Here is a 12,644-nt window from a genome sequence, read left to right on the forward strand (position 1 = left end):
CGATCAACAACCTGTTTGACTGCTTCAGTTTTAAACTCTTCGGGATAACGCTTACCGCTCATGGGCACCTCTCTTTAAGCCATCTTAAATGACTCTGAGGTGTCTGTTAAACCCGTGGCGATTCAAACAGCTGAAAAGAAAAATACCTACGATGCTCTTCAGCGTTGCGGGCTTATAAATATAGATCCACTTAATAAATTGTAATGAGGTAACAGTTCGTAACGGTCAAAGAGAGGTGTGGGAAATGAGAATGTTGCCTGTTTTGCCTGATGAATCCTTGTTCAGCCGGTTTTGTCGGACAACTACCGTGTACGGTATGTCCCCATCTTCTCTGTTAACGATCATTTTCAACAAACCTGATATGAACGTCCATCCAATTCTCAATTCAGGATTAAAGGCTATTTCTCTTCATACATCCGAAAGTGCAGATCAGCTCTGGCATGAACAGACTTTACTCCCTCTTTTTGCCTGGGCACTACCAATCAGTCGTAATGAAATTATGGATTTCAACACGACCCCTGCCAGGCTTAATCGATTGTGCCGCCTTAGTAATTTTTCACTAGGGCAGCGCACACTATTGAAGTTTTGCCCGGTTTGCGCTCGTGAAGATACTTTTCATTATGGTGTTACTTATTGGCATCTGGCGCATCAGCTTCATGGGGTTACAACCTGCCATCGGCATCCGGTAGCGCTTGAAAGCATCCATGTCCCTTCTTCACCGCACATACGTATTGGACTGATGCCTCCTGTTTCGTATACAGAACAACTTAGCAATGAGATAGACTTCGATTTTGCTAAGTTTTGTTATGAGTCCCTAAATATAATCAGAAGAAAAGATATTACACACCCCAATTACATGGATGTACTTAAAAAGTTGAATTTATTATCATTGGATGGAAATTTAAAGAAAAATGTATTCTACGCACATGTTTATGCTAAGTGCCAGTTATTTGGGGAGGGTTCATCGGGACTTATACCAACATCCCTAACTGATTATCATTACTGGGAGCCTATACTCAAAGACAAATGTTGTCAGCATCCCACAAAGCATCTTTTGCTTTGTTATTGTTTGTTAAATACTTGCTGGCCAACGTATGCAGGAAGTCGTACTAATAAAAAGAAAGAAATCTTTAAAAGTCATAAGAAATACAGTTTTCATATAGTTGAAAATAATACTAGTGTTAGCAACCTTGGGAAGGAATTTAGTCGCAGCAGATGTTACATTAAAACACTTATTTATAAAAAATACCTGAGGGCATTTAAGCGAAACACAAAAATTAATATATTCACTGAATTGCTTATCAAGTCTATGGCTGTAAGGGGGTTTAGTCTGGCATCCATAGCTGAGAAAAACTCATTATCGGAAGGAGCTGTATCCTCTGTAATTTCATCTTGTTACGGTTTATGCTCATGGCGTAAAAAATGTAAAAAAGATTCTTTAAGACGGCGTCATAAGCAGAAAATATTAAGATTTATACATAATCAATCCGTTTCTATAACACGAAAGTTAGTCAAAGAAAGTTGTTATGCAAGTTTCTATTGGCTAAATAAACATGAATGTGACTGGCTTAATTCCTGTCTTCCTAAAACAATACGATGCTATAAAAATAAAAGAGTAGACTGGAGCGAGAGAGATATTATCTCATCATCATTAATAAATGATGTTTTATCTCAGGGGCAGTACTCGATGTCACTTACAAGTCTAGATGCTTTACTGGGAGGGCATGGCTGGCTTTTGAAATACAGAGATAAACTACCAATGACAATGATACTTCTCAGAAAAATGGAACTAATTAAATAAGAGGGAGTTATATGGTTTACGAAAATGAATTGTGGCACAGTTTTCTTCTGCGTTCACAGATAATGTATAACTTATCCAATTGCAGGAACATAATATCAAAGCATGGCGCACTAAGGTACGATGCCTTTCCTCGTTTCGAACTGATTGATATGTACAAATTGCATAGCTTGCAGGATATATATGACATTCTTGCCACTAGAAATGGTTATATACTAACTTCCAATATAGTGTCGTTATCTTCTGGTGTTTACGGGTATTTTAACGCTGTTGAAGATGCCTGTCGGAAAAATTTTCACATAACTAATTCATATCCATTGGTAAACATCTCAAACATTCGTTACTGTCACAAATGTATTGTTGAAGATATACACTCTAAAGGCATTGGTTATCTGCGTCATAGATGGTTGTTTGAATCTAAATGTGCAGTTCATAGTACCAGTTTATATGAGGTTTGTTTTGATAACTATTTGAATGCAGTGAAAGGACTTAGTGACTTAATTATAAGTGGAATAAATCCTCATGGTTATTGTTCCCTTGTGGTTGACGTTTCAAACCCTTTCAAAAATCCAGTGTATATATTACCATGTGCACGTAATAAAATTTTAAAATGGATTTCGGACAATAAAAATATGCTGATTTACTTTCTCTTTGATCTCTTCAAATGTAAGTCGCATTCAAGTTTATCTAAGGTTATCGAAGTCAAGATAATGCATGATAGATATATTTCTGCGGTGTTCAAGATGTTAAGTGAAGTTAATTTTTGTAATTTCAACTCATTTATTTCTGATATTTTTGAGGACGTAAGTTATGCCTCTGTCGGACTTGATGATTATTCTGTTAATGTGCATTTTCTCAGGCTAAGGGCTGCAGATTGTAAATTTTGCCAGTTGAATGGTAAATATTTTTGCTCACTTTACAATGTAAAACTTCTTCGCTAATTTCACTTCATTTATAAAATACTAAGAAAGCTAGTTAGATAAGGTTTTATATTTTGACTGGGGCAGGAATAAATTATCACTCATAGAGTTTCCCTGGGGGTTACCACCTGTGTATGATGCCGGTTAGCAACAACGTCTAAAAGACCTGCGATCACGTGGGTCCCTCTCCAGCAAAGGGGCAAGGGGTGCTATATAACGGTGTACTGCTTACCCAATACGGCCTTGTATTTGAAAGATGCCGCATCTTGGCAGGATTCGTATTACAGCCTATAGTCTGTTAATGAGCATTACAGCCTATATGCTGTAAATCCCTGCGTTATGCTTGTTAACTCGTCGATACGGAAGGTCACTTATGAACACTCAATACGCTTTGAAGACTTTGAATCAGTTACGTCCTGTTTTAATCGGCTTTCGCAAAGCCAATGGACTGACGCAAAAAGATGTTTCTGAACGTTTGGGTATAACACAGCAAACTTATGCCCGACTAGAGGCCAACCCTGCAAGTGCGGGTTTTGAGCGTTTGTTTAGGGTGTTCAGCGTCCTTGGAGTGGAGATCGTACTTTCATCCAGGGAACCATTGTCAGATGCAAAGCCCGAATACGGAGCTATGCACAATTATTCTTCACTTCCAGCCAGGCGGGAGAAATGGTGACGCCTGGCGCTTCCCGGTCTAATTTTTCTTCAACAAGATTAACCCCTTAGCGGCCTGAAGTATCAGGTTGCGATAGAGCCTTTCATTTCTTCTGTTATGTTAAATACACCATTTTGAGCTATTTCGCTCGGCCTTAAATTATCTCTTCATTCTTCAGTGAAAATTTTATGTCGATCACATTATCGATGAATTTAGGAAATTATCCGTAAATGAAAATCTATCTTCTTTTAAATTCATCAGTGTCAGTAGCAAATATTACGCATAAAAGAATGGTTATTATTATCATTTAAATTATAAAGCTCATGAGTCAATTCCAAAAAATATAATAAGCATTGAAATCATTACCCGTGATTCTGGAGTTTTAACTTTGCCATGTAACCAACCACAAGTTAGTTTCCGGTGTTTTGAGGGGCAGTAAAGTTCTGAAAGCGCGACCAGATCATAATCCCGAAATGTCGTTAAGATATTCTGAATAACGGTTATCCCTGCTTGTTGGCAGGCATTTGAAAATATATTTTGTATTCAGGTTGCAGCAAAACGCTTTCTTACACACAGGACTTCATATGCGGCTCAGAAAATTAAAACTGAAAAACTTCAGAGGCTACAGAAACTCTACTGAAATCATTATTGATGAAAGCATGACGGGTATTGTCGGTCGTAATGACTTTGGGAAATCAACGCTTCTGGAAGCGCTGGCTATTTTTTTTGAAACAGAAGGAATGAAGGCTGACAAGAATGACATGAACTGTTTCAGCCTAAGAGAAGGGGACGGCCGTTTTGAAATAGCCTGTGAATTTGATGACCTGCCCGATTTTATCATGATCGACGACAGGGTGCAGACCACGCTCGCCTCAGAACATCTGCTGAATGAGGACGGCAATTTTGAAATCGTCAAAACGTTTAAAGCAACGACCTCAGGAAAACCGGAGCAGACCTGCATCCGCTGCATCCACCCGGATGAGGAGCCCCTGAGAAATTTACTGGGCATGAAAATTTCTGAGCTCAAGGCGGTGGGAAAAGAAGTTGAAAAAAATGTGGCGGATAAACGCACTGCATCGTTATGGCGTCAGGCCATCAGGGAAGCCGCAGCCCCCTATACCTGTTCGGAAATTATGCTGGATGTCGATAAAGAGTTCGGAACCGACACAAAATCATTATGGGGTAAGATCCTCGATTTGCTGCCCACGTATGCGATTTTCAAAGCCGACAGGGAAAGCAGCGACGGGGATTCCGAAGCTAAAAACCCCTTACAGCAGGCCGTAAAAGACGCTCAGGCTGCGCTGCAGGACAAAATTACAGCGCTGGAAAATGAGATTCAGGACAGCGTCCTGGATGTCGCACAGAGAACGCTGGATAAATTACGTGAAATGGCCCCCGAACTCGCCAGTGAACTGACTCCACGATTTAAGGAGAAACCCAAGTGGACCTTCAATTTCACCCTGGACGGGGAAAATGGCATCCCCATCAATAAGCGCGGCAGCGGGATAAGGAGGCTTATCCTGTTGAATTTTTTTCGGGCTGAGGCTGAAAAGAATGTCGCGGGGACGCCCAGAAATGTGATTTATGCCATAGAGGAGCCTGAAACGTCACAGCATCCGAACTATCAGATGATGCTGATGAAAGCGTTACTGGCACTGGCAGGCCAGCCGCACCGTCAGATTATCGTCACCACCCATGTCCCGGCGCTGGCCGGATTAATCCCTGTCGAAGGCGTACGTTATGTTACCCGAAATGAGGCGGGTGAACCCGTAGTAAAAATGCCGGATGACGCAGTGCTGAAGGAAGCCACTGAAAGCCTGGGGGTGCTGCCAGAGACCGGTATGGAAAGGGCGCAGGGGATTGTTCTGGTAGAGGGAAAGTCGGATGTTACTTTCCTGAGGCATGCGGCCAGTTCATTAAAACAGTCAGGTGCGCTGCCAGCCTCTCTGGAGGACGTGAAAATAGTGCCAGTCCTCATAGGAGGGTGTGGTAGCGTCAAACACTGGGTTACATTGAATCTGGCCAAAGATCTGGGGCTTCCCTGGTGCGTATTTCTGGACTCCGATATTGGGGGAGACCCTGCACAGGTTCTGTCCATCCAGAAGCGTAAAAAAGAAGTAGAGGAGGCCGGTAAGGTATTTTTCGCTACGCGCAAACGTGAGATAGAAAACTATCTGTGCCCGGATCTTATCGAGGAAATTACTGGTGTAGCCGTCACGTTTACGGACACCTGTGACGCTAAAAAAATAATCGGCCGGGCTGTGGGAATGAAACCCGATAATGTACTAGATAAATTCTGGCCTCAGATGACATCAGAAAGAATCATCTCAAGATCAACCTATCATGACGGAACGCAGGAGAGAAGCGAGCTGGTTGAGATCCTGAGCGACATTGTATCCATGACGAGATAATGTATTAAATAAGCATCTCAGGTGCATATATTCCGGTCCTCAACAAAGGACCGGAGTACAGAGTAGTAAAAACCCGAAATTAATCGGGTTTGAATTATATAAAGATTAACCGACTCCCGCGCCCAGGAACGATGTAAAATCACGCTTGTCGTGACATTTCTACAATGTTTACTTTTGACTATCAAGCCATTTATTCATCTGCTCAATTTCACCTTTTTGAGCTTTAATGATGTCCTGCGCGAGCTTTCTCATTTTCGGATCTTTTCCGTATTTGAGCTCGGTCTCAGCCATTGCTATTGCCCCTTCATGGTGCGCTACCATGCCTTTCGCAAAAGCCTTGTCGGGATCGGACTCATTTACGGCAGCCATCATTTTGTCATGCATGTCTTTCATGCCAGCCATATATTCCTGTGACGAAGCCGAGGTAGATATATCAGTCATTTTCATTTCTGAATGTTCTGCTGAAATCGCTGGCAGGGATAACATTAATACTGCAAATAAAGTGTTTCTGGCTTTCATAAAAAATATCCTTTTAGCGTTGATGCCCGTTAACTGTAGCAGAATCTGATAAAAATGCCCCCTGTAGGGGGCAAAGATGTTGCCATATATCCGGTTACGGAAAAATCTATCAAGGAAATAAGGACAGCACAGATACTTCCCTCGCCGTCAGCCTGCACTGAGCATGCGACGATGCGCTTCGGCCATGGCCTGATGTGGGCCAGACTGACCGTTATTCATAAATTCATGGGCAACTGCAGCTCTTTCATGCTCATTCATTGCCGCTAATGACTTCGACGGCCCGGTAGGGGAAACGGTCTGACTTCCCATCATCCTCTGATGACTTTCCACCATTTTCTGGTGCGCATCCGCCGACCCGTTCGTCATGGTTTCATGAGCAATAATGGCCTGTTCATGCTGGTCCATACCGGCCATACGAGGTGCAGTCCCCTGGATCCCGACAGGAGCCGCAGCAGACTGCATCTGGTGAGCAGGTGCCTGTGCATTGTTGACCCGCTCATGGATATTCACGGTTTCAGTGGCCCAGGCCGAAGAAATTAAGCCAAAGCCCAGCAAGGATGCTAATACGATATTTTTCATGATAACTCTCCATTTCTTAATTAGTGATGTCCGGGGGAGTACAACCGGTGTTTTCAGTTCCATAACTGAAACAGGTTCGGAAGTGTTTATTTCTCCGGGAGGGGACTGGATATTCATTTCCTGGCGTCCACTGACGCCGGATATTGATAAAGCAATCCAGCCTTCCTGATAAGTTGCACTAATTATATCGAATGGCTTCTGTTTGCTGCATGACAGGCTAATGACATCTTTGTCATTTAAATCTTTATTCCCAGCACTGGGTGTCCGGAATCATTTTCTCCAGTCTGGGCACGGATAAGATAAAACGCGTTGAGTGTACGTCCGATTCCACCTGCACTCTTCCGTGATGTGCTTCCACGATTGACTTCACAATCGCAAGGCCGATGCCGCTGCCTTCTCCTTTTCGTTGTCTGGACGGATCCACCCGATAAAAACGGTCAAACAACCTTGATAAATGCTCTTCAGGGATTGGTTTCCCCGGATTTTCAATCACAAGGTCAAAAAAGCTCTCCTGCTCTCTTATTGAGACGGTGATTGCCTGTCCCTCCGGGGTATAACGCAGGGCATTGGATAACAGATTATTGATCGCCCTTCTGAACATTTGTGGATCTCCCTCAACCAGGCAGGGCATCCCGTTAAATTTGAGCGTGATATTGCGTTCTTCGGCCCAGGCTTCGAAAAACTCGAAGACTTTCATGACTTCCGCTCTGAGGTCAAACATGACCCTGTCAGGTATCAGCTGATTATTATCTGCCTGTGCCAGGAACAGCATATCGCTGACCATTTTGGTCATCCGGTTATACTCTTCAAGACTGGAATAGAGGACATCCTCAAGTTCCCTCTGTGTTCGATCCTGACTCAGTGCGATTTCAGTCTGCGTCACCAGATTGGTGATGGGCGTTCTGATCTCATGCGCGATATCGGCAGAGAAATTGGCCTGGCGGGTAAAGACATCCTCAATCTTTCCAATCATATGATTGAACGAGATAACCAGTTGCTCCAGCTCAATGGGAACGCGTGTCGGTTCCAGTCGCGCATCAAGATTCTCGGAGGTGATGTTTTTAATGGCATTGCTGACATTACGAAGGGGCAGGTGCCCCTGACGGACAGCGATTCGAATGATCAGAACAATCAACAGGCTTATCACGACGGCAATCGCAATCAGGTTCTTTTTCAGCGCATCGAGGTAATGGAGATGGAAATTAATGGATAGGCCAGTCAGCATGACATAGTTCTGCTGTTTGCCCTGAAATATCGCCTGACCAGAGGAGGCGATAATCCTGTATGTTTCCATCTTCATTTCGGACCCGGTATCCATCGGTCCCGCAGGATCCTCCACCGTCCAGAGAAAGACATCCCGTGCGCGGCTGTGCTCGCTAAAATCTGCTGAATTCACTGCCGGGCGTAGTGCCGCCCCCTGAGCTGAGCTAAAGAGCACTTCCCCCCTGGGATTGAGGAGCAAAAGGGCAACGTTGCGGTAGCTGGCAATTGATTCCTTTATTTTGCTTATTTTTTTATCATCCGGATCCACCGGGGACTGCAGTATACGGTTCAGTGTGGTGCTGATTTGTTGAAGATCGCTGACATCCTGCTCGGCAAAATGATTTTCAACAGAATGCAGCATAAACCAGGTGAATGCGATAAAAGCCAGTATCGTGGACAGGCTGATAAAAAAGGTCAGCCGCAGAGCGAGTGAGAAAGGGCGTCTGGAAGGTTTGCTATGCATCCGGGACCTCCAGCATGTAGCCCACGCCCCGGACTGTCTGGATCAGCTTTGTCTCGTAATCGTTGTCTATTTTAGCGCGGAGTCGCTTTACTGCGACATCGATCGCATTAGTGTCGCTGTCAAAATTCATGTCCCAGACCTGAGAGGCAATCAGGGAGCGGGGAAGAACCTCTCCCTGATGGCGAATGAAGAATTCCAGCAGGCTGAACTCTTTACTGGTGAGCACAATGCGGTTTCCGGCGCGACTGACTTTTCTGGATACGAGATCAATCGAGAGGTCAGCCACCTTAAACTGGCTTTCCGTGATCATCGTGTTTCCCCGCCTCAGAAGGGTTCTCACCCGGGCGAGCAGTTCGGCAAACGCAAAGGGTTTAACCAGATAATCGTCCGCACCCAGTTCCAGTCCTTTGACCCTATGTTCGATCGTGCCGAGGGCTGTCAGCAGTAAGACCGGCATACCCTTTCCGGCAGTGCGCAGCATGCGGATGATATCCCAGCCGTTCACATCAGGTAGCATGATATCCAGAATGACTAAATCATACTCGGCTGTCATGGCGAGATGATATCCGGTAAGACCATTATCAGCGTGATCCACTACGAACCCTGCCTCTGTAAGCCCTTTGCTGAGATATTCACCTGTTTTAATTTCGTCTTCGACGATCAATATTTTCATCTTGCTCCCCGGCTGGCTGCTAATGTCATTCTATTGCGCCCACGATCGTTATCAACGGATTACAGCAAAAATGACAACATTGTCATTATCCTGTCACCCGGCAAACAGAGAGCGTTAGGTAAAGTACCCCTATCAATACTCTGGACTTCATTTGAACCATTTACCAGGTCTGCCTGGACGAGAAGCGTTATGTTCAAATTAAAATTACTCAGCATTAGCACGATATTCATCCTGGCAGGCTGCGTGTCGCTTGCGCCTGAATATCAGCGGCCCGCAGCACCGGTACCCCAGCAGTTTTCACTGTCCCATAACAGCCTGACGCCAGCGGTAAATGGCTATCAGGATACGGGCTGGCGTAACTTTTTTGTCGATCCCCAGGTTACCCGGTTGATCGGTGAAGCTCTGACTAATAACCGTGATTTGAGAATGGCTGCCCTGAAGGTTGAAGAGGCCCGAGCCCAGTTCAACGTCACGGATGCAGATCGTTATCCCCAGCTGAATGCCTCATCCGGGATAACATACAGCGGTGGTCTGAAAGGTGACAAGCCGACCACACAGGAGTACGACGCGAGACTGGAGCTCAGCTATGAGCTCGATTTTTTCGGCAAACTTAAGAACATGAGTGATGCTGATCGCCAGAACTACTTTGCCAGCGAAGAAGCCCGTCGGGCCGTACACATCCTGCTGGTATCCAACGTTTCACAAAGCTATTTCAGCCAGCAACTGGCGTACGAACAACTTCGTATTGCGCGGGAAACGCTGAAAAATTATCAACAGTCCTATGCTTTCGTTGAGCAGCAGCTCGTGACCGGGAGTACGAACGTTCTGGCACTTGAACAGGCGCGAGGACAAATCGAAAGTACCCGCGCCGAAATAGCCAAACGAGAAGGCGATCTGGCTCAGGCAAACAATGCCCTGCAACTGGTGCTGGGAACGTACCGCGCACTTCCGTCAGAAAAAGGGATGAAAGGCGGGGAGATAGCCCCAGTAAAATTGCCACCAAATCTGTCTTCACAAATTTTGCTGCAGCGACCGGATATTATGGAAGCGGAATATCAGCTGAAAGCGGCTGATGCCAATATTGGCGCAGCGCGAGCGGCCTTTTTCCCCTCAATTACCCTGACCAGTGGTCTTTCCGCAAGCAGTACGGAGCTGTCCAGCCTGTTTACGTCAGGAAGTGGAATGTGGAATTTTATCCCTAAAATTGAAATTCCTATATTTAATGCTGGCAGGAATAAAGCCAATCTGAAGCTGGCTGAAATTCGCCAGCAACAGTCGGTGGTTAATTACGAACAAAAAATTCAGTCAGCCTTTAAGGATGTTTCCGACACGCTTGCGCTGCGCGACAGCCTTAGCCAGCAACTTGAGTCACAGCAGCGTTATCTTGATTCACTTCAGATAACTCTCCAGCGTGCCAGAGGATTGTATGCAAGTGGTGCTGTCAGTTACATCGAAGTGCTGGATGCAGAACGTTCCCTCTTCGCTACCCAGCAAACCATTCTCGATCTTACCTATTCCCGGCAGGTTAACGAAATTAATCTGTTTACCGCGCTGGGTGGCGGTTGGGTAGAGTAAATTTATTTAATTAATCAGGAAATTAAAATGCGTAATTCACTTAAAGCCGTTTTATTTGGTGCCTTCTCTGTCATGTTTTCTGCCGGTCTTCATGCTGAAACACATCAGCATGGCGATATGAATACTGCCAGTGATGCTTCGGTACAGCAAGTTATCAAGGGCACCGGTGTCGTTAAAGACATTGATATGAATACTAAGAAAATCACCATTTCGCATGAAGCAATTCCAGCGGTGGGCTGGCCTGCAATGACCATGCGCTTTACTTTTGTTAATGCAGACGATGCTATTAATGCCCTGAAAACAGGCAACCATGTCGATTTCTCGTTTATTCAGCAGGGCAATATCTCTTTACTCAAAAGCATTAACGTGACGCAGTCCTGATTGGCTGTCCGGAGCGATTACATCCTGTGCGCCTGTACATTCACATAGGTATATGTGTGAGTTAACCGTCAGGCGCATATGCCAGGTGTTTTGATTTTTTAGCGGAAAATTGTATGGCTTCTTTAAAGATAAAATATGCTGCAATAATTATCAGCAGCCTCATAGCAGGGGGGCTGATATCGGTTACTGCCTGGCAGTATGTAAACTCAGCACAAAAGACAGAAAAAACAGAACAAAAGGCACCGGAACGAAAGGTGCTTTTCTGGTATGACCCAATGAAACCGGATACCAAATTTGATAAACCCGGAAAATCGCCCTTTATGGATATGGACCTGGTGCCAAAATATGCTGATGACAGTGGCGATAAAAGCAGTGGCGGGATCCGTATCGACCCAACCCAGGTTCAGAATCTGGGATTAAAAACGCAAAAAGTCACGCGAGGAATGCTGAATTATTCTCAGACAATCCCGGCTAATGTCAGCTATAACGAGTATCAGTTTGTTATTGTGCAGGCGCGTTCTGACGGGTTTGTCGAAAAAGTCTACCCCATGACGATTGGCGATCATGTGAAGAAGGGGACGCCACTTATCGATATTACCATTCCGGACTGGGTGGAAGCACAGAGTGAATTCCTTCTGTTATCCAGCACCGGTGGTACTTCCACGCAAATTAAAGGCGTTCTGGAACGGCTTCGCCTGGCAGGTATGCCGGAAGAGGATATTCAGAGACTGCGTTCTACCCGGAGCATTCAGACCCGTTTTACCATTAAAGCACCTATTGATGGTGTCATTACTGCATTTGACCTGCGCACCGGCATGAATATTTCGAAAGATAAGGTGGTGGCTCAGATTCAGGGAATGGACCCGGTCTGGATCAGCGCTGCAGTGCCAGAATCTATCGCCTATCTGCTGAAAGATACGTCGCAGTTTGAAATTTCGGTACCGGCTTATCCGGATAAAACATTCCATGTCGAAAAATGGAATATTCTTCCCAGCGTGGATCAGACAACCCGTACGCTTCAGGTCCGTCTCCAGGTTTCTAATAAGGATGAGTTTCTCAAGCCGGGCATGAATGCCTATCTGAAACTGAATACCAGAAGCCAGGAGATGCTGCTGATACCAAGCCAGGCCGTTATCGATACCGGCAAAGAACAGCGCGTGATTACTGTTGATGATGAAGGCAAGTTTGTGCCGAAACAGATCCACGTTCTGCATGAGTCACAGCAACAGTCCGGCATCGGCTCCGGCCTGAATGAAGGCGATACCGTGGTGGTCAGTGGCCTGTTCCTCATTGACTCTGAAGCCAATATTACGGGCGCACTGGAACGTATGCGCCACCCTGAAAAAACAGAAAGCAGTATGCCAGCAATGTCTGACCAGCCTGTAAATATGCATTCAGGGCACTGAGGAG

General features: G+C 45.2%; 11 protein-coding genes. 7 read left to right on the forward strand and 4 right to left on the reverse strand.

Features of this window, described 5'->3' with window-relative positions:
• Window positions 1-244 precede the first annotated feature (244 nt).
• The 4 genes from PUZ33_RS08515 (at window position 245) to PUZ33_RS08530 (ending at window position 5,781) form a co-directional block, all read left to right on the forward strand.
• Window positions 245-1,801 carry a TnsD family Tn7-like transposition protein gene (locus PUZ33_RS08515; RefSeq protein ID WP_001324699.1) on the forward strand — a complete coding sequence of 519 codons (1,557 nt, stop codon included), beginning with the start codon at window positions 245-247 and terminating at the stop codon, window positions 1,799-1,801.
• 11 nt (window positions 1,802-1,812) lie between these two features.
• Window positions 1,813-2,739: a hypothetical protein gene (locus PUZ33_RS08520; protein WP_058680833.1), complete on the forward strand. Its 927-nt coding sequence runs from the start codon at window positions 1,813-1,815 to the stop codon at window positions 2,737-2,739.
• 352 nt (window positions 2,740-3,091) lie between these two features.
• Window positions 3,092-3,391: a helix-turn-helix domain-containing protein gene (locus tag PUZ33_RS08525; protein ID WP_001097216.1), complete on the forward strand. Its 300-nt coding sequence runs from the start codon at window positions 3,092-3,094 to the stop codon at window positions 3,389-3,391.
• A gap of 563 nt (window positions 3,392-3,954) precedes the next feature.
• Window positions 3,955-5,781, forward strand: a complete 1,827-nt coding sequence (locus PUZ33_RS08530) for an AAA family ATPase (protein ID WP_001239419.1) — start codon at window positions 3,955-3,957, stop codon at window positions 5,779-5,781.
• 168 nt (window positions 5,782-5,949) lie between these two features.
• Here PUZ33_RS08530 and copM read toward each other — a convergent pair whose 3' ends face one another.
• The 4 genes from copM to silR form a co-directional block, all read right to left on the reverse strand.
• A complete protein-coding gene (gene copM / locus PUZ33_RS08535) occupies window positions 5,950-6,300 on the reverse strand; it encodes a CopM family metallochaperone (protein ID WP_000647570.1) in 351 nt (116 codons plus the stop codon).
• Between the two features lie 147 nt (window positions 6,301-6,447).
• A complete protein-coding gene (silE, locus tag PUZ33_RS08540; RefSeq protein WP_000790485.1) occupies window positions 6,448-6,879 on the reverse strand; it encodes a silver-binding protein SilE in 432 nt (143 codons plus the stop codon).
• A 244-nt stretch (window positions 6,880-7,123) separates the two neighbouring features.
• On the reverse strand, window positions 7,124-8,605 hold the full coding sequence (silS, locus tag PUZ33_RS08545; protein ID WP_000555736.1) for a copper/silver sensor histidine kinase SilS: 1,482 nt from the start codon (window positions 8,603-8,605) through the stop codon (window positions 7,124-7,126).
• Window positions 8,598-9,278 (reverse strand): copper/silver response regulator transcription factor SilR, encoded by a 681-nt coding sequence (silR, locus tag PUZ33_RS08550; protein WP_000697968.1) that lies wholly within the window; start codon window positions 9,276-9,278, stop codon window positions 8,598-8,600. Before silR ends, silS begins: the two co-directional genes overlap by 8 nt.
• A 189-nt stretch (window positions 9,279-9,467) precedes the next feature.
• Between silR and silC the strand changes: the two genes are divergently transcribed.
• The 3 genes from silC (at window position 9,468) to silB (ending at window position 12,640) form a co-directional block, all read left to right on the forward strand.
• Window positions 9,468-10,853 carry a Cu(+)/Ag(+) efflux RND transporter outer membrane channel SilC gene (gene silC, locus PUZ33_RS08555; RefSeq protein WP_000475506.1) on the forward strand — a complete coding sequence of 462 codons (1,386 nt, stop codon included), beginning with the start codon at window positions 9,468-9,470 and terminating at the stop codon, window positions 10,851-10,853.
• A 27-nt stretch (window positions 10,854-10,880) separates the two neighbouring features.
• Entirely contained in the window at window positions 10,881-11,234 is a 354-nt protein-coding gene (gene cusF, locus PUZ33_RS08560; protein WP_001246155.1) for a cation efflux system protein CusF, read from the forward strand.
• Between the two features lie 113 nt (window positions 11,235-11,347).
• Complete coding sequence (gene silB, locus PUZ33_RS08565) at window positions 11,348-12,640, forward strand: Cu(+)/Ag(+) efflux RND transporter periplasmic adaptor subunit SilB (RefSeq protein ID WP_000157620.1); 1,293 nt, start codon at window positions 11,348-11,350, stop codon at window positions 12,638-12,640.
• Window positions 12,641-12,644: the final 4 nt, after the last annotated feature.

This window comes from Enterobacter cloacae complex sp. 2022EL-00981 (genome assembly GCF_028737495.1).
Lineage (GTDB): Bacteria > Pseudomonadota > Gammaproteobacteria > Enterobacterales > Enterobacteriaceae > Enterobacter > Enterobacter cloacae.